General features: G+C 53.0%; 17 protein-coding genes. 13 read left to right on the top strand and 4 right to left on the bottom strand.

Features of this window, described 5'->3' with window-relative positions:
* Positions 1-81: 81 nt before the first annotated feature.
* Entirely contained in the window at positions 82-1,554 is a 1,473-nt protein-coding gene (glpK, locus tag Q0824_RS04015) for a glycerol kinase GlpK (protein WP_298447738.1), read from the top strand.
* A 42-nt stretch (positions 1,555-1,596) separates the two neighbouring features.
* Here glpK and Q0824_RS04010 read toward each other — a convergent pair whose 3' ends face one another.
* The gene (locus tag Q0824_RS04010) at positions 1,597-3,498 is read right to left on the bottom strand and encodes a sigma-54-dependent Fis family transcriptional regulator (RefSeq protein WP_298447736.1); all 1,902 of its coding nucleotides are present in this window, start codon (positions 3,496-3,498) and stop codon (positions 1,597-1,599) included.
* Positions 3,499-3,829: 331 nt separating this feature from the next.
* Between Q0824_RS04010 and Q0824_RS04005 the strand changes: the two genes are divergently transcribed.
* The 8 genes from Q0824_RS04005 to Q0824_RS03970 all read left to right on the top strand — a co-directional run bounded on the left by Q0824_RS04005 (position 3,830) and on the right by Q0824_RS03970 (position 11,696).
* Complete coding sequence (locus Q0824_RS04005) at positions 3,830-4,924, top strand: ABC transporter ATP-binding protein (RefSeq protein WP_298447734.1); 1,095 nt, start codon at positions 3,830-3,832, stop codon at positions 4,922-4,924.
* Positions 4,924-6,024: an ABC transporter ATP-binding protein gene (locus Q0824_RS04000; protein WP_298447733.1), complete on the top strand. Its 1,101-nt coding sequence runs from the start codon at positions 4,924-4,926 to the stop codon at positions 6,022-6,024. Before Q0824_RS04005 ends, Q0824_RS04000 begins: the two co-directional genes overlap by 1 nt.
* On the top strand, positions 6,024-6,890 hold the full coding sequence (locus Q0824_RS03995; RefSeq protein ID WP_298447732.1) for a sugar ABC transporter permease: 867 nt from the start codon (positions 6,024-6,026) through the stop codon (positions 6,888-6,890). Before Q0824_RS04000 ends, Q0824_RS03995 begins: the two co-directional genes overlap by 1 nt.
* A gap of 10 nt (positions 6,891-6,900) precedes the next feature.
* A complete protein-coding gene (locus tag Q0824_RS03990; RefSeq protein WP_298447731.1) occupies positions 6,901-7,707 on the top strand; it encodes a carbohydrate ABC transporter permease in 807 nt (268 codons plus the stop codon).
* A gap of 11 nt (positions 7,708-7,718) precedes the next feature.
* Positions 7,719-7,994 (top strand): DUF2160 domain-containing protein, encoded by a 276-nt coding sequence (locus Q0824_RS03985; protein ID WP_298447730.1) that lies wholly within the window; start codon positions 7,719-7,721, stop codon positions 7,992-7,994.
* Between the two features lie 217 nt (positions 7,995-8,211).
* Positions 8,212-9,960, top strand: coding sequence for an ABC transporter substrate-binding protein (locus tag Q0824_RS03980; protein ID WP_298447727.1), 1,749 nt, complete (start codon positions 8,212-8,214; stop codon positions 9,958-9,960).
* A 183-nt stretch (positions 9,961-10,143) separates the two neighbouring features.
* On the top strand, positions 10,144-10,674 hold the full coding sequence (locus Q0824_RS03975; RefSeq protein WP_298447725.1) for a methylated-DNA--[protein]-cysteine S-methyltransferase: 531 nt from the start codon (positions 10,144-10,146) through the stop codon (positions 10,672-10,674).
* Positions 10,674-11,696, top strand: a complete 1,023-nt coding sequence (locus Q0824_RS03970; RefSeq protein WP_298447723.1) for an FAD:protein FMN transferase — start codon at positions 10,674-10,676, stop codon at positions 11,694-11,696. Before Q0824_RS03975 ends, Q0824_RS03970 begins: the two co-directional genes overlap by 1 nt.
* Before the next feature lie 27 nt (positions 11,697-11,723).
* Here the strand turns inward: Q0824_RS03970 and Q0824_RS03965 are convergent, their stop codons facing one another.
* The 3 genes from Q0824_RS03965 to Q0824_RS03955 are packed head-to-tail and all read right to left on the bottom strand — an operon-like array spanning position 11,724 to position 17,027.
* Positions 11,724-13,262, bottom strand: coding sequence for a general secretion pathway protein GspF (locus Q0824_RS03965; RefSeq protein ID WP_298447722.1), 1,539 nt, complete (start codon positions 13,260-13,262; stop codon positions 11,724-11,726).
* A 12-nt stretch (positions 13,263-13,274) separates the two neighbouring features.
* On the bottom strand, positions 13,275-15,788 hold the full coding sequence (locus Q0824_RS03960) for a LamG domain-containing protein (RefSeq protein ID WP_298447720.1): 2,514 nt from the start codon (positions 15,786-15,788) through the stop codon (positions 13,275-13,277).
* A 6-nt stretch (positions 15,789-15,794) separates the two neighbouring features.
* A complete protein-coding gene (locus Q0824_RS03955) occupies positions 15,795-17,027 on the bottom strand; it encodes a hypothetical protein (RefSeq protein WP_298447718.1) in 1,233 nt (410 codons plus the stop codon).
* A gap of 215 nt (positions 17,028-17,242) precedes the next feature.
* Between Q0824_RS03955 and Q0824_RS03950 the strand changes: the two genes are divergently transcribed.
* From Q0824_RS03950 to Q0824_RS03935, 4 genes are read left to right on the top strand one after another with little or no spacing between them, the layout of a single operon-like run.
* Complete coding sequence (locus Q0824_RS03950; RefSeq protein ID WP_298447716.1) at positions 17,243-19,906, top strand: hypothetical protein; 2,664 nt, start codon at positions 17,243-17,245, stop codon at positions 19,904-19,906.
* 21 nt (positions 19,907-19,927) lie between these two features.
* Positions 19,928-20,677 (top strand): SH3 domain-containing protein, encoded by a 750-nt coding sequence (locus Q0824_RS03945; RefSeq protein ID WP_298447714.1) that lies wholly within the window; start codon positions 19,928-19,930, stop codon positions 20,675-20,677.
* Positions 20,647-21,306, top strand: a complete 660-nt coding sequence (locus Q0824_RS03940; protein ID WP_298447712.1) for an outer membrane beta-barrel domain-containing protein — start codon at positions 20,647-20,649, stop codon at positions 21,304-21,306. Before Q0824_RS03945 ends, Q0824_RS03940 begins: the two co-directional genes overlap by 31 nt.
* Before the next feature lie 17 nt (positions 21,307-21,323).
* Positions 21,324-21,821 (top strand): TlpA disulfide reductase family protein, encoded by a 498-nt coding sequence (locus Q0824_RS03935; RefSeq protein ID WP_298447710.1) that lies wholly within the window; start codon positions 21,324-21,326, stop codon positions 21,819-21,821.
* The last annotated feature ends 9 nt before the right edge of the window (positions 21,822-21,830 follow it).

The following is a 21,830-nucleotide window of genomic DNA, read 5'->3' as shown; positions in this document are numbered from 1 at the left end:
ATGATGGTTGCGAAATATCTTGGCAATCATATTCAAAAAAGTAAACATACGAACAAATAAGAAAGCGAGGACGAAATAGCAATGAGCCAGTACCTGCTATCCATTGATCAGGGCACAACCAGTTCCCGAGCCATTCTGTTTGATTTGAAAGGCAACATTCACGCCGTACGCCAGCAGGAGTTCCCTCAGCATTTTCCGGATAGCGGGTGGGTTGAGCACGATCCGGAGGATATCTGGTCAACCGTGACCAAAACGTGCACTGAGGTCATGGCGGAGGAGTGCGGAACAGACGATGAGGTGGTTGCGGTAGGCATCACCAACCAACGGGAAACCACCATTGTTTGGGACAGGAAGACAGGCAAGCCTGTTTACAATGCGATTGTGTGGCAGGATCGCCGAACAGCGTCCTATTGTAAGACCCTCAAGAGCGAAAGCCGTGAACCTGCGGTCCACAGCAAAACGGGCCTGCTGATCGATCCCTATTTTTCAGCCACTAAAATTCGCTGGATTCTTGATAATGTTCCTGGCGCTCGCGAGCGAGCAGAGCGGGGAGAGCTGGCTTTTGGAACGATCGATACGTTTCTTTTGTGGCGCCTGACTGGCGGGCGAGTGCACAAAACTGACGCCACCAATGCAAGCCGAACTTTGTTGTTCAACATTCACACCCAGCAGTGGGATCCGGATCTGCTCGAACTGTTCAATATTCCTGAATCCCTGTTGCCCGAGGTTTTGGATTCTGCCGACGATTTTGGTGAGATTACTGAGTGTGAAGCCCTCAATGGCGTGTCGGTGCTGGGTGTGGCGGGTGATCAGCAAGCAGCCCTGTTCGGCCAAACCTGCTTCGATGTAGGAATGGCCAAAAGCACCTACGGCACCGGCTGCTTCCTCATGCTCAACACGGGCGAGAAGGCTTTGAAATCAGAGCACAGGCTGTTAACAACCGTGGCCTACCGCCTGAATGGCAAGCCTACCTACGCCATGGAAGGCAGTATTTTTGTGGCGGGCGCTGCGATTCAATGGTTGCGCGATGGTCTGCAGTTAATTGAGAACGCCTGCGACACAGAACCATTGGCAAAGGATACGCCGCTAGATCACGGTGTGTATCTTGTGCCTGCATTTACCGGGCTGGGGGCGCCTTATTGGGATCCCAACGCGCGGGGAGCGATTTTTGGTTTGACCAGAGATACGGGCATAAAAGAAATCGTAACTGCGGGGCTGCAGTCGGTGTGTTATCAAACCAAAGACTTGCAGAAGGCCATGGAAAAAGACGGCATGCGCCCGATTACTCTGCGGGTTGATGGCGGAATGGTAGCGAATAATTGGGTGCTTCAGTTCCTTGCAGACATTCTGGGCGCGAGGGTAGACAGGCCTTCAGTTATAGAAACTACGGCTTTGGGTGTGGCGTATTTGGCAGGGCTTAAAGCAGGGGTCTATGAATCGCTCGACGAGCTCTCGGACCTCTGGCGGTGTGACCGCAGCTTTGAGCCCATCATGACAAAACAAAAGCGTGATGAGTTGTATGAGGGATGGATTCATGCGGTACAGAAGCTCTGATCAGATCTCTTGAAATGATTAGGTATGGTCGGGAACTGAGGGTTAGCGCAGCCCCAGTTCCCGAAGTCGTTTGTATAGCGTGTTTCGGCTGATCGAAAGCTCTTTGGCAGCGCTGGAAACGTTACCTTTACACCTGTGATAAACCTGCAGTATATGGGCATGGCTATTGTGCTCGCCGCCCTCCCGCTGAATGGGAACTTTTGCCGGTTCCGGTGTGTGTCGTTCTGAGTATTCTGGAGCTGCAGTTTCGTCCGGGGGTGCCGTACCGCCGAACTCGGCCAGAAAGTCTGCAGGCAAGTGCCAAATTTGTACGTCTTCCCCATCAGCCAAGGCAATGGCTACTTTCAAAACGTTTACCAACTGGCGAATGTTCCCTGGCCAAGGGTGGTTTTCCAGCGTTGACAATAATTGAGGAGCTAAGGATTCGCTTTGGCCCGGGTCTCGATGCTGCTGATAGATATGCTGAATCAGGCTTCGTAAATCTTTTCGGTGCCTTAAAGCAGGTAGCTCCACAGACAGCCCGTTGATCCGATAGTAAAGGTCAGCCCGGAACTGCCCGGATTCTATGCTGGATAGGGGGGAGCGATTGGTTGCTGTGATCAGCCAAATATCAACCATAACACCCTCTGTTGCGCCCACAGGCGTAACTACCCGTTCTTGTAATACCCTAAGCAGTCTTGATTGGGCGGAAACCGGCATTTCGCCAATCTCATCGAGAAACAAAATGCCTTTGTGAGCATTGCGGATCAGGCCAAGAGAGCCTTTCGCTCGAGCGCCTGTAAATGCTCCAGGCTCGTAACCAAACAGCTCTGATTCCACAAGTTCTGGCGGTATGGCTGCACAGTTGACCGCAACCAGTGGCTGATCTTTTCGCTGCGAAGCTTTATGCAGGGCATTCACCAAAACCTCTTTCCCCACGCCGGTTTCGCCTGTAATCAGTACCGGAACGCCTCGCTCAAGAACTTTTAAACTTTGCTCGGCACATCGACGTACGGAGGTGTCACCGTACTCGAGGTTGGAAAAGCTTGCCGGTTTACCAGGGAAAGGGGCGCGCTGCACAACTGCTTTCGTCTCAGCAGGCGCGGTTCGGATGGTTGAAGGGCGTTTTACGAGGGCGCTTAGTCGGACTTTACTTTTGGTTTTCAGCTGCAGCGGAGACTGTTCCGGGTGGCCAAGAACGTCACTGCGACTGGTAGTGAACAGTTCATCGAGCATGACATTCTTTGTTTGAGTGCCCAGTAGTTGATCTGCCCGTCGATTGCTGGCGACAACCCGGCCTAAATCATTGCACACGAGGATTCCGGACCAAGGGCTATCAAAGTTGTCGGCGGTCGTGTTGAGGGTGATTTGAAAAAAGTCCGCCTCAAATTGCCGATTGAGCAGCCGGTTTTCAACGGATTGAGCAAGCAGGCGCACCATACCGAGAGTGTGGTGCTGTGGCAGATAGGCATCGCTGAACACGCTCAACACACCGGTCAATTCTTTTTCTGAATCGAAAATGGGGGCGGCTGATGCTATGAGGCTTCTGTGAACCTTCAGAAAATGCTCGCTCCTTTGTACCTGTACCGCCCGCCGGCTTGCTATGGCTGTTCCTATGGCATTGGTACCGCACAGCTGCTCCCGCCAGTTAGCACCTTCCCGGAACCAGGGCTCCAATCGCGATTCAGTGGTGCGCTGGTCTCCCCAGCTTTTCAGGACAGTGCCCTTGTGGTCCGCCAGTAGAATCTGGCACCGACTGCTGGAAAGTACGTTCTGGTAATAGGGAACCACCTCAGCCTCTGCGCTGGTGAGTAGTTCACCATATTGCCGCGTTATATCTTGCAGCTGTTCCGTGCTGAGTGTTGGTTGAATCGGTTCGGCTTCGTGGTCCAGCCCCAAGGCTATGCAACGTTGCCAGGATTCAGAAACATCCGTTCGACTTTCCGTTTGTGGGCTATTCTTCATCAGACTACATCCCTGTGTTCGTTTTCTTGTTTTGGAGATGCTTTGGGGAGCATGTGTTCAGTTGATGCGTGAGAACTGTTCAATAATCTGTTTAACAGTTGTTCACGTCAATGCTTCGTTTGAACAAATTGTTTCCAAACGAACATCATTGCTTTCGTATGTGAATCTGTCGTCGATATGGAATAGTTTAGTAAATCATGGAGTTGGTGGTGTTCTGGAGGGTTGAAAGAAAAAAGTGGTATGAGCTTTGCGTTCATAAACCCAAACAATAAGTTTCCGGGTGTTCGTTTTGTATCCGGTTGCGCTTTTATAAGAATAACAAGGAAAGCTTATGTCCTTAACGCTGGAGAATCTCTCCCGCACGGTCGACGGTGTCGATTACGTTCGGGATGCCAACCTCACGTTTGAGGCGGGATCTTTCAATGTTCTGCTTGGCCGGACACTAGCCGGCAAAACCTCAATGATGCGCCTGATGGCCGGGCTTGATAAGCCGACGAAGGGGCGTGTGCTCTATAAGGGTGAAGATGTAACCGGGCAAAGCGTGCAGCGCCGGAACATTTCGATGATCTACCAACAGTTCATTAATTACCCCACACTCACCGTTTACGAAAATATCGCCTCACCGCTACGCCTTGCCAAAATGTCAGGCTCTGAAATTGATCGCCGGGTGAAAGAGACGGCATCAATGCTACAGATCGAACCTCTGCTTAAACGTTACCCTCTTGAACTTTCCGGCGGCCAGCAACAGCGAACGGCTATGGCGCGAGCATTGGTAAAAGATGCAACGCTGGTGTTGTTCGATGAACCCCTGGTGAATCTGGACTACAAGTTGAGAGAAGAGCTTCGTGCTGAGCTGCGGGATCTGTTTCGAGAGCGTCAGTGCATCGCAGTTTACGCAACAACGGAAGCCAATGAGGCTTTGGCGCTGGGTGGCACCACAACTTTGTTACATGAGGGTGGCGTTGTTCAGAGTGGGCCTGTTATGGATGTTTATCGTTCACCCGTTAACACCCTTGCAGCACAGTTGTTCAGTGAACCCCCCATGAACATCGTTCGCGGCCGTGTAAGCGATACCGAGGTAACCTTTGATGAATATTCACACCACGCACTAACACAAGAGTTGGCAAGGCTGGCCCCGGGCGACTATTGGTTCGGGATTCGCCCCAGCCACATTGCGCTGGTGCCAGCCAATGATGATGACCTTGAGATGTCTATGGAAGTTGCTCTCAGCGAGATCAGTGGCTCTGAAACCTTTATGCATGTTGAGAACAGCCATTTCGAGATGGTGCTGCAGTTGATGGGCGTTCATCAGTACCACACTGGCGCGCCGCTCAAGGTGTACTTGCCGGTGAACAAACTGTTTGTGTTCGATAGTAATGAGCAGCTGGTGCATACACCAACCCGGGTTTCAGGAGGTGCAAACTGATGGCTGAAATTCAACTGAAATCTTTGGCACACAGCTACAGTGCTAACCCATCAGGCCCTGATGATTACGCCATCCGTCAGCTGGATCATGTATGGCACAAAGGCGGGGCTTATGCGCTGCTTGGGCCATCGGGCTGTGGCAAAAGCACCATGCTGAACATTATCTCCGGGTTGGTTCAGCCTTCCGAAGGGGAGGTGCTGTTTGACGGCAAGCGGGTGAACGAACTGTCACCCCGAGACAGAAATATAGCCCAGGTGTTCCAGTTCCCTGTGGTGTACGACTCGATGACCGTATTCGAGAATCTGGCTTTCCCCCTCAAGAACAACAAGGTACCTGCTGCAAAGATCAAAACCCGCGTGCAGGAGATAGCAGAGGTTCTTGAGATCGAGGACAAACTGCACAAGAAGGCGAAAAACCTGACGGCTGATGAAAAACAGAAGGTTTCCATGGGCCGTGGTTTGGTGAGGGAAGATGTCTCCGCCATTTTGTTCGATGAACCCCTGACGGTTATTGACCCTCAGCTCAAGTGGAAGTTGCGTAGAAAGCTCAAGCAGATTCACGAGCAGTTCGATATCACCATGGTGTACGTCACACACGATCAGCTTGAGGCATCTACATTTGCCGACAGAATTGCCGTGATGTACGACGGGCAAGTAGTGCAATTCGGTACGCCCACAGAGCTGTTTGAGGTACCTAATCACACGTTCGTCGGCTATTTCATCGGTAGCCCTGGCATGAACATTATGGAGGTTGAGAGGTGCTCGGGAGGCGTTCGATTTGATTCAACAGAGATTCGCCTGGAGCCATGGCAGCTAGAAATTCTAGGTGCCATGGAATCGGAAAACGTGAAGATTGGTATACGGCCCGAATTTATAGAGCTCTCACCCGTAAGCTCCGATGGCACCTATGCCGCTGAAGTAAGGGATGTAGAGGACTTGGGTACCTACAAAATTGTGACGGTAAAGCTTGGCGAACAGCAAATGAAAGTGCGCCAGAGTGAGGAGTTTGATGCCGGCGTTGGTAGCCAGGTAAATCTACTGTTCCCGGGGCAGTGGCTAATGCTTTACGTGGATGAATTCCTGGTACAGGAGCAACAGTGATGGATAAGATCCCAGATAACCGAGCCTGGTGGCTCGTCCTCCCGGTTTTCCTTCTCGTTGCCTTCTCGGCACTGATCCCTCTGATGACGGTGGTGAACTATTCGGTTCAGGATATCTTTGGGCCAGGCCAGGCGTACTACGTTGGCACAGAGTGGTTCAAAGAAGTTCTGACGGATGAGCGGCTACAGGCTTCGTTGGTCCGTCAGTTTGCCTTCTCTGGTGCTGTGCTGCTGATTCAGATTCCTTTGGGTATTGGTGTTGCGTTGATGATGCCCAAGTCCGGGATCAAGGGCTCGCTTTGCCTTATTCTGGTTGCTATTCCGTTACTTATCCCCTGGAACGTTGTAGGAACCATCTGGCAGATATTTGCCCGGGGTGATATCGGTCTATTTGGCTGGGCAATCAACCAGGCGGGAATTGATTACAACTATACGGGCGATACTGTAGACGCCTGGCTGACCGTCCTTCTGATGGACGTTTGGCACTGGACACCTCTGGTTGCCCTGTTGTGCTACTCGGGCCTGAGGGCAATTCCTGAGGCCTTTTATCAAGCGGCTGAAATTGACCGTGCTTCCAAGTGGGCGGTGTTTCGTTATATCCAGCTTCCGCGTCTCAAGAGCGTATTGATCATCGCTGTGCTGTTGCGGTTTATGGACAGCTTCATGATCTATATCGAACCCTTCGTACTCACTGGCGGGGGCCCGGGAAGCTCGACAACCTTCCTTAGCCAGACCCTGACAACCATGGCAATAGGGCAGTTTGATCTTGGGCGTGCAGCGGCATTCTCACTGATCTACTTCCTGATCGTATTGCTGATCTCCTGGTTGTTCTTCACAGCCATTACTCACGCCGACAAAGAAAAATAAGGAGAGTGTGATGAGGCAAACAGGCTATAAAAACATCGGGATCACGGTATACATCCTGCTCCTTCTTACGCCGGTTTACTGGCTGCTGAACATGTCGTTCAAAACCAACCGCGAAATTCTGGGGGGGCTTACCCTGTGGCCGCAGAATTTCACGTTTGATAATTATGCGGTGATCTTTACAGACCCCAGTTGGTATAACGGCTACCTCAACTCAATGGCGTATGTGTCTATCAACGTGGTGATTACCTTGTTGGTTGCTTTGCCTGCAGCCTACGCATTCAGCCGGTACAAGTTTCTGGGGGACAAGCATCTGTTCTTCTGGTTGCTCAGCAACCGGATGGCACCGCCGGCGGTTTTCCTGCTGCCGTTCTTTCAGCTGTATTCATCTATCGGGCTTTTCGATACTCATATCGCCGTTGCCTTGGCCCACTGCTTGTTCAACGTGCCCTTAGCAGTCTGGATTCTTGAAGGGTTCATGAAGGGCGTTCCCCGTGAATACGATGAGATGGCTTACATCGATGGCTACAGTTTTCCCAAATTCTTCATCAAAGTGTTTTTGCCGATGATTCGCTCAGGTATCGGCGTAACGGCCTTCTTTGCCTTCATGTTTTCGTGGGTTGAGTTGCTTCTGGCCAGAACACTGACCTCTGTGGATGCTCAGCCCATTGGCGCAATCATGACTCGTACCATAGGGGCGAGTGGCATTGATTGGGGAGTGCTGGCGGCAGCCGGCGTTTTAACAATAATCCCAGGCTTGCTGGTTATCTGGTTCGTTCGTAACCATGTGGCTAAAGGCTTCGCTCTCGGGCGCGTTTAAGGAGAAAGCATATGGTTGCCTGGATGAATTGGACCCCTACGGTCATCGTGTTTTTTTCAGTTATTGCCATGATTCTTGCGGTAATGACCGTTTACGAAATTGTATCCCCCTGTATAGAGCGCAAAGGCTTTTTGCCGATAGAGACAACGCGCGGAGACCGGTTGTTTATTGGTTTGCTTTCGGCAGCCTATATACACCTCACGTTCCTTGCGGTTAGTGACATCACTTTGTGGGTTGCGTTGGCTGTGTCTGTTGTCTGGCTTCTGGTTCTGTTGCGATGGGGCTAGAGGAGAGGCTGAACAGGGTGCAATAAACGCACCCCGAATAAACTTGCTTAAATGTTGTAAAGGATTCGAAACCGAACTATTTTTTCACCAGGAACGAACGTGATAAGTGTTTGGTTTTCGGAAGGGCAAGGCTAGAGGTAACAAGAGCTGTAACAAGCCAAAAACCGGAGCGAAGATCTTCTTCGCCCCATTCATAATAAAGATGACGAGGTTGGGTATGTTTAAAAACAATAAATATCCTAAGACCCTACTGCTTGGCGCTGCAATCGGTGCCGTCAGTATGGGCCTGAGCTTGCAGGCCAGTGCTGACCAGTACTCGGATGCAGCTGAAAAGTGGGTAAATGACTCGTTCAAACGGTCTACCCTTACCAAAGAACAGCAGATGGAAGAAATGGCCTGGTTCACGAAGGCTGCGGAGTCTTTCCGTGGCATGGAAATCAATGTTGTTTCGGAAACCATTGCGACCCACGAATACGAATCCAGCGTGCTGGCCAAGGCCTTCACAGACATCACCGGCATTAAGCTTACCCATACCCTGATTCAGGAAGGGGATGTTATCGAGAAGTTGCAAACCCAGATGCAGTCGGGGCGCAACATTTATGACGGCTACGTGAACGACTCAGACTTGATTGGCACGCACGTCAGGTACGGCAAGGTTGTTGCCGTTGAAGATATCATGAAGGGTGAGGGCAAAGAATTTACCCTGCCAACACTGGATCTTGATGATTTCATTGGCCTTGATTTCACTACAGGGCCTGATGGCAAGTTGTATCAATTGCCTACCCAGCAGTTTGCCAACCTTTACTGGTTCCGCGCTGACTGGTTTGAGCGCGACGACCTGAAAAAGCAATTCAAGGAACTCTACGGCTATGACCTGGGTGTGCCGGTTAACTGGTCTGCCTACGAAGATATTGCCGAGTTCTTCTCGGTGCACGTTAAAGAGATAGACGGCAAAAAAGTATACGGCCACATGGACTACGGCAAGAAGGATCCCTCCCTGGGATGGCGCTTCACCGATGCCTGGTTCTCCATGGCGGGTGCTGGCGATAAAGGCCTGCCTAACGGTTTACCTGTAGATGAATGGGGCGTTCGGGTAGAGGATTGCCACCCTGTTGGTTCTGATGTCTCCCGCGGTGGTGCTACAAACAGCCCGGCTGCTGTATACGCGACAGAGAAGTACGTTGACTGGATGGGCAAGTATGCGCCACCAGAGGCCACAGGGATGACCTTCTCCGAATCCGGCCCAGTGCCTGCTCAAGGCAATGTTGCCCAGCAGATTTTCTGGTATACAGCCTTCACCGCCAGCATGATTGAGGAAGGGCTGCCGGTTGTAGATGAAAAAGGTCTGCCGAAGTGGCGCATGGCTCCATCTCCACGTGGCCCCTACTGGGAGGAAGGCATGAAACTGGGTTATCAGGACGTTGGCTCCTGGACCTTCCTGAACTCGACACCTGAAAAACGTCGCTTGGCGGCATGGCTTTACGCACAGTTCACCGTGTCGAAAACGGTGTCCCTTGAAAAGCTTGTGGCAGGTCTGACCCCGATTCGCGATTCCGATATCAACTCGGACGTGATGACGGAAATGGCACCTAAGTTGGGCGGCCTGGTTGAATTCTACCGCAGCCCTGCACGGGTTCAGTGGACGCCTACCGGCACCAACATTCCCGACTACCCGAAGATGGCTCAGTTGTGGTGGCAGTATGTTGCTCAGGCAGCCAGTGGTGAAGCCACAGCGCAGGAAGCGCTTGATGGTTTGGCAAAGGCTCAGGATCGGGTTATGGAGCGGCTACAGAGAGCCAATGTTCTGACCACATGTGCTCCCAAGCTGAACGAGCCCCGTGATCCACAGTACTGGTTCGACCAGCCGGGCGCACCCAAGCCCAAGCTGACGAATGAAAAGGTGCAGGGCCAAACAGTCCCTTACGATGAGCTGATTAAAACCTGGGAAGACGCTCGCAAGAGCTAAGCCTGGTAGTACGTTGTAGTAGCTTGCCGGTCGCTGTCATTCAGGCAGTGCCCGGCATGTTTTTAATCCCTTTCCCGATAAAAAATTGCACGTTTGCCTTCTCACTGACATGATCCTTAATACGTTCGCTTGAACTCTCGAGTTCCGCAATACCCCGGATGAGCCCATGCTGAGGAGTTTTTCATGACGGCCAAGAACGCTCAGGACGAAACCATCCTATGGCAAACCGGCCACTGCTACCTCGGTGAGGTTCTGGTTGCATGCACGCCCAAAGGCGTTTGTGCTGTTTTGCCGGGAGAAACAGCCGACGAACTGGTAGACGACCTTGCTCAACGTTTCCCAAATGCTGAGCTCACCCATGCAAACGATTCCCGGGCCCCCTGGTTTACCGAGGTAATGAATCACCTGATCGACAGCCGCAGACCGCTCTCTGTAGAACTTGATCTTCGTGGCACGGAGTTTCAATGCAGGGTTTGGCAGGCATTGCAGGAGATTCCTTCAGGAAGTTCATCCAGCTATGGTGATATTGCACGTCAGATGGGTATGCCCACTGCGTCGAGAGCTGTCGCAGGCGCCTGTGCGGCTAATCCAATGGCCGTGGTTGTGCCATGCCATCGCGTATTGCGAGGCGACGGCAGCCTTTCTGGCTATCGCTGGGGGATTAAACGCAAACAGGCATTGTTGAGCCACGAACAGGGATTGTCTGATCGCTGATGCCTCTAATTCTCTTCAATGCCTCCAATATTCGCCGGCTTATCGGTTGGAGTTCCCCTTTATTTCTTTTGCTTATCTATTTGATGCCTTCGATGGCTCAGGCCGAGTGGTTCCGTTACACAGATACGGCCATGACAACTCCGGTGGAGCTTGAGTTCTGGGCCGACGACAAGAGCACTGCTAATGCAATCGCGAAAGATGTTCTGGCGGTGTTCCACCAAGTGGACAGGGACATGAGCCGGTACAGGGAGGACTCCGAACTCTCCGGCCTTAACAGGCAGGCAGCGGATAACCCCGTGCGGGTAAGCACCGGCCTATTCCAGGTTTTTAGAAAAGCGGAAGAAGTAGCTGTTCTTAGCGCTGGTGCCTTCGATATCAGCTTCGGGTCTGTCGGTTACTTATACGACTACCGGGAGCGACAGCAGCCAAGCGATGAATCTATTCAGGCCAGACTTGGCCATATCAATTATCAGGACATTGTTCTGGACGATAAGGCGCAAACAGTCTTCTTTCGCCAGAAAGGCTTATTGGTAGATTTGGGAGGCATTGCCAAAGGTTACGCTGTGGATCTTGGTATAGAACATCTGATATCAGCTGGCGTGCGCCATGCCAGGCTCAGCGCGGGTGGCGACTTGCGCTTGCTAGGCGATAAGCGGGGCCGGCCCTGGCTTGTAGGTGTTCGTGACCCCCGCTCAGAGAACAGAAATGTTGTGGTGTTACCACTTACCGATCTGGCTATTTCCACATCCGGTGATTACGAACGCTTTTTTATCGATGATCAAGGCGAGCGTGTGCACCACATACTTTCCCCCGGTACAGGGAAATCCGTGCGAGGTGTGCAGAGCGTTACCATCATTGGCAGTGATGCCCTGACAACTGACGGGCTATCTACGGCTGTGTTCGTGCTTGGCCCGGAAAAGGGCCTGGAGATGATCGAGAAGCTGCCGGGTATTGATGCGATCATTATTGATGACCAGCGGATGATGCACTTTACGGAGGGGTTGGCACCCCCGGAATCGTGAAGGGGATGCCGGGGGTGTGCTGCCGCGTTAAACAATAGACTCCAGTGCAATCAACCGATCCTGGCTCGCCGTATTACCCAAACCATGGCCGAGGAACCTCGAAGCAAAGTCTGCTTGCTCGCCGTGCAACGCCATGTAGTTCAGCAAAACCGTTTGTACCAGTTGGTTTACGTTGTTTGCAGCCGGGCTGGAAGCGGTTTCCACAGAGGCATCGCCCCGCATGAAGCCAATCTGATTTCGAATCGGGGTAGGGCGGCCGTTAGGGTTATAAACCAGGAAAAACGACGCTGCGGTCTGCTGGTTATCACCTGTCCAAACGCCTTTGCCCCTGCCATCTTCAGAGTCGTCCAGAGTGCCATTGCTGGATACCGAGCCGTCACTGAATACATACAGCATCAGTGGCTTGTTCATTCTCGCAGCGTATTCCAGACAGGCACCCATGCAGCGGCCAGCCAGTAAATCCCGGCGCTCTCCGGTTGCGCGCTCGCCAGTGTGGTAATCATAGCCACCCATGGTGATGGTGCCTGCACCTGCATAGCCGTTTACGGCCAGTTTCATCACAGAAGCTGTTTTCTGGAACTCCCGGTTGGCCCTGAATTCCTCCTCAGTGAAAATTCCAGTAGCCCCGACAATGTGCTCATCTCTGGCGGGGTCAAGAATTGCCGGGTCGCCATAGGTGTCGACCACATCGGCGCTCTTGGCATAGCCGCACCGCACCAGCTTACGAATATCATTTTCGGCGTCTGTGCCGAGGCCGGTGCTCACGCGGTTCATTTTAGCGTCACTGATACGCTGAACGGCCTCCATCACAGAAACCGCATCCGCCTGATTCAGTATGGAGGTCAGGTCGCCCACATCCACCAATCCAATTGCATCGGATGGACGGTCGATTTTTGTAGGCCGAACTTTCGGATCAATGAGGTTCATAGGCGCCATGGAGTTGCCGCCTGATTCCGTGCTTTGTGAACCGATCAGGGAGAGCAGGGAGCCGTTCGCGCCGGCTTTATAGATACCGTACATGGGGTTGTGCGGGTTGTTGCCGGTGTCGTTTTCCGAGCGAGCAGCAATGATCGCGCCGTTGGTCTGTGAGCGGGTCATCATGCTGGTACTTTGCTGAATACCCCGCAAAAAACCGCTGTCTGAGTGGAACGCCAGCCCGAGTTCTGTGTTCACAAACGCCGGATCGTTCGGAAGCATGTCACCTGGTACACCCAGTTTGTTGTAGCCCGCCGTGCTCAGAAAATCCATCTGCCCACCAGATTTGCCCATCAGCACGTTGGAGCCCGCAATGCTGGCACCGCCGGCCAAATCAAAACAGATAAACGGGATTTTTCCTGCGCCTGCGATACCGATGCCACATTCTGCCTTTATTTGTTCAGACAACTCGGCAGCCGCCATTCGGGGGTTAGCGAACAGGCCGAGCATTGAAGTACCAACAACCGTCGCAGTGCCAACTCGGAAGCCTTGAGCAATGAACTCCCTGCGAGTCCGTGGTCGCCCGTGGTCGTTGTGGAAGAGGGGCTCGCCATTGGCCAGAGGCCGTTTCAGGGGTTTGCGTATAAACATGAGCGTAGTCCTCTACTGAACCAGGGTGGTGGCGCTGCCAAGCACAGCGGCACAACTTGCTTTAACGATGGTTTCGGTGCGGTCGTTCGGGCAGGTGGATCCGCCACACAGGGCGAGTTGGTCGATCAGGCTGCCCACTTCATCTTCAATGACCTGTGTACTCGGTTGACTGCCCAGATTGTCACCCACAAATGTTGCTAACAGAGGCCCTGTAATCTGGCTCTTGCCGCCATGATCAAAGGCTGTGGCGGCAGGTGCGGAAAAATCGAATCCCGGGAAGAAGTTCTGTCTTTTCTGGACATTCGATACAAGAGCGTCGCAGTACTGAATTGCCACCTGGGTTATGGCCATTTGATGTGACGAAAGAAAGCCTTCGATATTCTCCACGGTGGGCAGTTGCTGTTTCACCGTGTTGAAGGTATTTGCAACCGCAGCGTTGGTGGTCGGGATGCCGGTCATGCGGGCCATGGACTCGTTAATCTCATCAAAGGTTTTTAAGCCGATATGGGATGAGGGCGGCAGGATTGCTGGCGCGACGGTTCCGGGCAGGGGTGGCTCGGAACGAGAGAAGGCGCTGCTGCCAAGCCGATCGAAGGTCAGGAAGAATTCGTCGCTACCCGGGCCATTCTCGAGTGCGATGATCGTGCCTTGCCGCGATAATGGTTGGCCTTTTCCTGGCTCGTAGGAGGAACTATCCAGAACCACCTTAAGATTTGCCCATGCTTGACCGACAGTAGCCTCTTTACCATTGATGCCCAAGCGCATGCCTTCTAGTGGAATACCTGATGGCTCAGCTGTTTCATCAAGGCTGATGAAAAATGGCTCCGTAAAGCGATAGCTGTAGTTGTCAAAAACGCTCACATCAAAAACGATAAAGCTTTCTGGCACATCGATCAGATGGGAAACACCAAACAGCAGGTAGAACTTCTGGCCTACACCTACATCGAAGTTTGTTTTGACCTGTTCGGATGTCAGTGCCCGGTTATGGAAGGCGACCATGCGAATGACACCTTGCCAAGGAGAGCGGCCATCCGTCTCGTTGCCAAGAACGAGCGCAAAGCTGTCGTCCCAATCGGAAAACAGGCCAGGGTCGTCCGGGTCGAGATCGCCGGAGTGCTCGCCGTTGACATAGATCTGCCGCCCAGAGCCAGGGCTATAGTTCACGACAACGTGCTGAAGAGTTGCCTGCAGGAGTTGGTCACCATCTTGAGTAGCGAACGGAGTGTTTTCATCGCTGGTGGTGCTGCGATGGAGCACTTCGTACCGTTGCAGGGTCTGGCTCAGTGTTACGTTCCGGGCAGTGGAGGAGCCAGAGTAGGTAATGATTCTTGCATCCTCCTGGGTAATGTTCCCCGGCGCGACCCAGGCTTCGATGGCATATTCACCAGACCCTGTCAGTAAGCTATGCAGTTTGCTACTGCTGGCGGTCGAGCCTTGCGCTTTGCCTGCGGGTATTACAGGGGCACTTTCCGGCTTGACTTCGGGGCCTATATTGATTCCCCAGCCCAGTACCCAGTCAACGTTGCCGCTGAGAGTGAGATCGAGCGGTGTGGAGACGCCGCTGGTGTCGTAGACGATCTGGCCCTGGCCAGATTGGAATTCATACAGCGCAACAATATTGTCCTCAAAACGCCCGCCAGAATTGGCGAGAAGGCCATCTGAATCCAGTACCAGAGCCTTGCTGGCTACCAGAGCAGGATCGACCGGCTCGGGTGATAATGGCTCTGCGAACTGCTCAATAGCCATCTGCATCATGCCGGCAGACCAGTCGCAATCTGTCTCAGCTCCATTTGCCCAGCAGTTGTGGAAATCTCTTCTCAGACGGACTACAAAACGGGAGTTTTCCGGCGAGTTCAGGTCTATCCTGCTTTGGGATTGTTGGTAGGCGATATCTACATTATCGCTGGCAACGTAAGGTGTTTGGCCACCATCGCCATGGCATTCGGAGCAGTAAGTTCTCAATACTGGATAAACGGTGCTTCCGAAGGCGCTGCTGCCTTCCGGGAAAGCGATGGTTGAGCCAGGCGATTTGAGCACCGGCGCTTGAAGCTCCACCGTTTTCACAGAGCCCTCAGCCCCGTCAGCCCACTTCGAAATATAGGTGGTCAGAATATTTCCGCAGACGACGTCACTGCCTGTCCAGCAGTTATGGCCACCGGCTACTTTGGTCACCATTCTGGATTGGGAGGGCGCAGTGAGATCTACAATGGTTCTAGCTTGGGCGTAGGCGCTGTTGATGTTGTTCTGGTCAACAAATGTGGGCGACTGGCCGCCTGCACCGTGGCATGAACCACAGCGATTGTCCTGCACAAGGTTGTCCCAGACATTCAGTTTAAAACTCTGTATATCAGCGGTAGCCGGTGCGGGGCCGCTGTAGCTAATGGTATTTGAACCAGAAGATGTATTTGGCAGCGCCTCAGTGGACTCGCCACCACAGGCGCTGAGGAAGAGGGTGAGCACTATCAGCAGTGCAATAGATGCTACGGAGCGGAGTTGGTTTGATCCGGGCAACGTTAGTGTTTTCATCAGGCGTTACTCCCCCGCACAGTAAACAGCAGATTCGGCAAACACCTGCTTCAGATTGTAGTTTTGGGACCTGAAACTCGACACCATTGCTTCGACCTGAGTGTGGTCTGCGCTGGTAGAGGGTGGCCTGAGGCATACATTCGTGAACACTTTCTTTACCTGACATTCCGCGAAGGCGCCGGAACGTGCCCACTCTTCACCAAGACTTTTTGCGCCGTGACCCGAACCGGGCAAGTTCCCATCCCAATCTAGCCGCCGGTTGGTGCCCTGGCGCCAGTAGTTGTCCCATTTGTCGTCCGGCGTGACATACCCGGGGGCAAAGGTGGTGGAGTTGATGAGGTACTTGGCCTGCACCCGTGATTGAGTCTCGGGGTCGTTAACGGTGTTGTAAACGAGTCTTCCAAGCATTCCATCAGGATCACGGTCCGGGTTGTATTCGTAATCGTAGTAGGCAAAAGCTTGGGTCATCGGGTCCATCCCCGTATGGCAGCCCACGCAGTTGTTCAGGAACACACGGCTATCGCCACCCGGGCTTCGTGAAACGTCCTGGCGAATCCTGTCCGGGGGCAAGTTCACATCGGCCACCTGTTCCAGATCCCGGCACATGTGGTTGATCAAGGTAAACCGGAACATGGCGCGGTTGGTGCCTGCGCTGAAAAAGGCTCTGGCGGCTGCGCGAGATGTTATTACGCCGGCTGTGGCGTCCGTTGGCAGGCCGGTGAAGGCTGACTGACTTTCGGGCCGGAAATTTTGTTTGTCGGAAAGGTCGTGGCCAAGTTCTTCGATCTTCTCGTAATGATTGTTGTTCGAGTTGGAGTAGGCCGGTATATCGTTCCAGGTGCCGACGTATAAAATGTCGTCGTACAGCACCCTTCGAAAATCTGCATCATCTCGCACCAGGCCGATCACAGTAGCGGTGTAATCGTTCAGGGGGACAAACGGCGTCATCGCCTCATTGGTCCAGGGCGCTGCGAAGTTTTTCAGCGTTACATTGTAAAAAGCCGGATCTTCCAGTGCAGTAAATGCAGCTTCGAGCTTTCTGTTGGCAGCAATATCCTGCGCCATGTCATCAAGTACAGAGGCAGATGGAGGTACGCCTGCAATCCTGTCGTGAATCCGCTTGGCTTGTTCCCGCGGCCCGGCACTGGCTGTGCAAGCAAAGGCAGTAGTCAGCAAAATCAGCAGTGACATACTGCATGCCTTGAATGCGTTGAGTCGCACCCTGTCTTTGGCTTTCATGTCGCCGTCCTCAATGGTTTAGCTTTGGCACATTAGGCCAATTTGACAATTGTTAATAGTTTATACTTGCAATTAACATGGAATTTGTGGGGCGCTCCACGTAATTACAATTACTTACGTAAAGCCTCTGGAGGTGCACGGTTCCACAGACTTAATTTATGTCATGAATTCACTATATTCACTGCGGTGACACTGTTTCCAGGGGACTAAGGCGCGTGCCTCACAAATCGATCAAGATCATCCGCTTGCTGGCTTTTTCCGGTCTGTTGGTAACGCTTTCAGGCTGTTTACCAAGTGCAGACAGTCAGCAAGCAGACCCCGTGGTGGTCGAGAACCCTGTGCTCTATGTGAAGCGACCATTGTTATTCGATAGCAATAGTGGGGCGTTGGTAGAGGACAACCTGGCTGACCCTTCCGGGTTTCGCCCGGGCGCCCGCTTATTTGTAAAAAACAGTGCCTCCATCGATGCCCGCGCTGTGGATGTGTCTTCACAGGCCTTTTCTGGCGTTGGGTTTCTCAATGATGCGGGCCGCCTGTTGTATGACGTAAAAGATCTGCACGTTTCCCACGATGGTAACCGCGCGCTCTTTGCCATGCGGGCGCCGGAAATTGAAGATGCCGATGACGAAGATCAGCCCACCTGGAATATCTGGGAATACGATCGTGTAGCGGATGTCCTGCGCCGAATCATAACCTCTAACGTAACAGCCGAAGCTGGTCAGGATGTTGCTCCGGCTTATTTACCTGATGGCCGAATAGTGTTTTCGTCTAGCCGCCAGCGGGCTTCCAAAGCCATTTTGTTGGATGAGGGCAAAGGCCAGTTTGCCGGCCTGGATGAAAACCGGAATGCTCCCGCATTCGTTCTCCATACCATGGACGACGATGGTGAGAACATTCAGCAAATTACCTTTAATCAGAGCCACGACCTGGATCCACTGGTTACCGATGAAGGGTTTATCGTATTCAGCCGCTGGGATAATGCAGGGCAGACTCGTAACAACGGTGTGAATCTGTATCGGGTGAATCCGGACGGTACAGGGCTCTCCTACCTGTATGGTCGTCATTCCCACGACTCTGTTCTCGGAGCACGCAATGTTCAGTACTTGAAGGCCCGGAAAACCGATTCAAACTCTGTGTTGGTTCAATTGCGTCCCTTTGAAAGTACCGATTACGCTTCTGCACCGGCTGAGGTCGATATTCATAACTACGTGGAAGCCGGATTGCGCATTGATGGTGTTGCCAGCAATGGCGGCCAACGCCCACTGATTCCGGGCATTACGCTTGATGGTCAACTGTCGCTAAATGGACGCTACGGCTCTATTTCACCTCTTATGGACGGAACCGGAAGGTACCTGGTTAGTTGGACACCCTGTCGGCTCAGCGAAAGGGCATCCGGCCGTATTGTGAACTGCACTGAGGAACGCCTGGAATCTGATGCCTACGTACCTGCGCCGCCGGTATACGGACTATGGCTGCTGGATGTGGCAAACGGAACCCAGCGACCCGTTGTGGAGCCTTCTGAAGGTGAACAGTTTGATGAAGCCATGCTGATGCGTGAGCGGCCACTGGAGGGGTTTATTCCCGACGATCAGCCCATGGGAGATGCCGCAGATCTCGCCGATGACGGTTATGGCATTCTGCATATTCGCAGCGTTTACGATATGGATGGCATCGATATAACACCAAACGGTATCGCAGCGATGGCGGATCCTTCTATCACGCCAACGGTGCAGCGCCCGGCGCGATTCTTGCGCCTTGAAAAGCCAGTATCGATGCCTGATGAGAATGTGAAAGATTTTGATAACAGTGCCTTTGGCCGCAGCCGTGGGCAATTGATGCGGGAAATTCTGGGTTATGTACCCATAGAGCCCGATGGCTCGGTAAAAGTAGCCGTACCAGCCAACGTGGCGTTTGCTATCAGCGTATTGGATGGTCAGGGTCGTAGAATCACTGAGCGCCATCAGAACTGGTTGTCGGTTCGCCCCGGCGAAACTTTGGAATGCCAAGGGTGTCATGAATCTGGATCACCGGTTTCCCACGGGCGCCCCGATGCCGGCCCGGAGTCTGTGTGGGAAGGTGCCAGTGCCATCACGCTGCCTTTCCCGGGTACGGATCCAGGCTTGTATACGGATCGCATCGGCGAAACCATGGCTGAGGTTTATGCGCGAACTCAGGATATTCGGCTGCCATTGCCTGATCCCATATACAGGGATGATGAGTGGGAGGATCTTATGAGCAGTGCAGAAGATAGGTCAATGGCTTATGAAAATCTGCAGACAACGCCGCCGATTTCCGTCGCCTGTGAAAACGACTGGGCAGCTAATTGCCGGGCAGTGATCAATTACGAAACCCATATTCATCCGCAATGGAATGTGAGTCGAGTAGTTGTCGACGGGGGTGGACAGGTATTAGACGATCACACTTGCACCTCGTGCCATACAGAAGCAGATCCTGTTGACGCAAACTTAAAGGCTGTTCCAGAGGCCAACTTAGATCTAACCAACGGATCTTCCGATGCCAACCCGCTGCACTTTAAATCTTATCGGGAGTTGCTGTTTCCTGATAACGCGCAGGAACTAAATCCAGGGGGCGTGCTAGTTGACACAATGGTTGATTCAGGCGAGGTGCTGAGAGACGAAGAGGGTAATCCGATACTGGATGAGGTTACTGGCCTGCCAACGCCCATTCTTGTTCCGATTACGGTTCCAGCAAGCATGTCTGTAAATGGAGCCCTAGCCAGTACTCGTTTCCGTGAGGCGTTCAAGCCCGGTGGCACCCACGATGGCCGTTTGTCTCCCGCCGAACTGCGCCTGATTGCCGAGTGGCTGGACATGGGCGCTCAGTACTACAACAACCCGTTCGACGCCCCAGACAATTAATCAGGACCTGACACCACAATCATGCCCATTGCCATTCTGTTACTGATGCTCTGCTTACCCGGGACGGCTTGGGCTGGCTGGCTATGGGGCGGTGATGAACCCGAACAGCGGGTTCAGGTTGTCGAGCCTTTTGTGGCCTGGCGCACCGGCCCTGCTGTTGGTTATCCGGTGTTCCATAGCAGCGAAAAAGGTGAATGGTTAACCCTGCTGCAACGCAAAACCGGCTGGATGAAAGTGCGGGATAACAAGGGCCGAGAAGGTTGGGTGGCTGTTGCAGCGATTGCGCAAACCCGGGACGCAACCGGTGAAAGCGTCAATCTCAGCGTACCGGATAGGAAGGCGTTCAGCGAGCGCACGTTTGAAGCGGGAATTCTGATGGGGGAGTTTGAAAACAACCCTGTCACCGCTGGTTACGGGGGCTACTGGTTCACTCCCAACCTCGCTGCGGAAGTGTGGGGTTCGCAGGTACTGGGCAGCGCCTCGGAGATACTCATGGTGAATGCCAATATAGTGCACCAGCCATTCCCCCAGTGGAGAGTGTCACCGTTCTTCACCCTTGGTGTTGGGCATATCTGGGTAGATCCCAAAGCAACATTGGCCGTGCCAGAAGAGCGAGATAACAGTGTAGGGCATGCGGGCCTGGGACTGCGGGTGTACATCACCGAGCGTTATTTTATCCGGGCCGAGTTCAAGGACTACAAAGTCTTTACCAGCCGATCAACCAACGAAGAAGCGACAGAATGGAAAATCGGACTAAGCATCTTTTTCTGACCGGGTTTTGCCTGGCACAGGTTATGGCGTTTGCGCCTCAGGTATTCGCGCAGGCGAGTGCCGAACGTGATGATCGGCCTTTGATCGAGCCGGATGTAAAACCTGTGCCGGTCAATGAGGCACTGATTGATACCGAGAACTTCGAGATCGGCGGCTTTCTGGGCGTGATTAATATTGAAGATTTCGAATCGTCGTTTGTCTATGGCGGCAAGCTTACCTATCACCTGAGCGAATCCTTCTTTTTCGAGGCAGGAATAGGTTTCGCGGAAGGTGGCCAAACCAGTTTTGAAAATCTGGCGGGTAACGTGCAGGTGTTAACCGACAGCGAGCGAGAGTATCGCTATTACAACATCAACCTGGGCTATAACCTTCTGCCCGGCCAGGCGTTTTTTAGCGAGAACTACGCATTCAATACCAATTTCTATCTGATTGCCGGCGCGGGCGCCACGGATTTCGGCGGTGATACCCGCTTTACCGTTAACGCCGGAGCTGGCTATCAGGTATTGCTCACAGACAGCCTTGCCATAGATATCGGCGTGCGCCAGCACTACTACCGTATTGATGTGGTAGGGGCGGAGAAAACCTCCATGAACACTGAAATCCGTACCGGATTGTCGCTATTTTTCTGAACACAGGAGCCATTTGAATGAATAACCCGGTTACAGCCATAGCCCTGGCCCTTGCTTTGTCCGGCGCTGCAATAAGCGTTCAGGCAGACGCCATCAATGTCCCGGCTCCGGACTTCACTCTGGAGAGCCGAGCGGGAGAAAACATCCGGTTGGAAGACCATCGCGGTGAGGTGGTCATGCTCAACTTCTGGGCGTCCTGGTGCGGCCCCTGCCGGCAGGAAATGCCTCTGATGGATGATATTTACAGCCGCTATCAGGATCTGGGCTTCACCATTCTTGCAGTGAACGTGGATGAGAACCGCGATGAGGCTTTGCGTTTTCTGGAGAAGGTGCCGGTGGACTATCCCATTTTGTACGATCCGGAAAGTTCAGTGAGCAAGCTTTACGAAGTGCCGGCCATGCCCACTACTGTGATGATCGATCGTGATGGCAATGCCCGCTACATTCACTATGGCTACAAGCCAGGCTACGAAGTTGAGTACGAAGCCCAGATAAGAGAACTGGTGCGAGAGTGATTCCCGAGC

The sequence above is a fragment of the uncultured Marinobacter sp. genome, assembly GCF_947488835.1.
Lineage (GTDB): Bacteria > Pseudomonadota > Gammaproteobacteria > Pseudomonadales > Oleiphilaceae > Marinobacter.
Note: the sequence above shows the minus strand (reverse complement) of the source record. Positions and strands in the feature narration are given on the sequence as shown.

Coding starts and splice junctions, on each gene's coding strand:
- glpK (WP_298447738.1), top strand. CDS start 82: ATGAGCCAGTACCTGCTATCCATTGATCAGGGCACAACCAGTTCCCGA.
- Q0824_RS04010 (WP_298447736.1), bottom strand. CDS start 3,498: ATGAAGAATAGCCCACAAACGGAAAGTCGAACGGATGTTTCTGAATCC.
- Q0824_RS04005 (WP_298447734.1), top strand. CDS start 3,830: ATGTCCTTAACGCTGGAGAATCTCTCCCGCACGGTCGACGGTGTCGAT.
- Q0824_RS04000 (WP_298447733.1), top strand. CDS start 4,924: ATGGCTGAAATTCAACTGAAATCTTTGGCACACAGCTACAGTGCTAAC.
- Q0824_RS03995 (WP_298447732.1), top strand. CDS start 6,024: ATGGATAAGATCCCAGATAACCGAGCCTGGTGGCTCGTCCTCCCGGTT.
- Q0824_RS03990 (WP_298447731.1), top strand. CDS start 6,901: ATGAGGCAAACAGGCTATAAAAACATCGGGATCACGGTATACATCCTG.
- Q0824_RS03985 (WP_298447730.1), top strand. CDS start 7,719: ATGGTTGCCTGGATGAATTGGACCCCTACGGTCATCGTGTTTTTTTCA.
- Q0824_RS03980 (WP_298447727.1), top strand. CDS start 8,212: ATGTTTAAAAACAATAAATATCCTAAGACCCTACTGCTTGGCGCTGCA.
- Q0824_RS03975 (WP_298447725.1), top strand. CDS start 10,144: ATGACGGCCAAGAACGCTCAGGACGAAACCATCCTATGGCAAACCGGC.
- Q0824_RS03970 (WP_298447723.1), top strand. CDS start 10,674: ATGCCTCTAATTCTCTTCAATGCCTCCAATATTCGCCGGCTTATCGGT.
- Q0824_RS03965 (WP_298447722.1), bottom strand. CDS start 13,262: ATGTTTATACGCAAACCCCTGAAACGGCCTCTGGCCAATGGCGAGCCC.
- Q0824_RS03960 (WP_298447720.1), bottom strand. CDS start 15,788: ATGAAAACACTAACGTTGCCCGGATCAAACCAACTCCGCTCCGTAGCA.
- Q0824_RS03955 (WP_298447718.1), bottom strand. CDS start 17,027: ATGAAAGCCAAAGACAGGGTGCGACTCAACGCATTCAAGGCATGCAGT.
- Q0824_RS03945 (WP_298447714.1), top strand. CDS start 19,928: ATGCCCATTGCCATTCTGTTACTGATGCTCTGCTTACCCGGGACGGCT.
- Q0824_RS03940 (WP_298447712.1), top strand. CDS start 20,647: ATGGAAAATCGGACTAAGCATCTTTTTCTGACCGGGTTTTGCCTGGCA.
- Q0824_RS03935 (WP_298447710.1), top strand. CDS start 21,324: ATGAATAACCCGGTTACAGCCATAGCCCTGGCCCTTGCTTTGTCCGGC.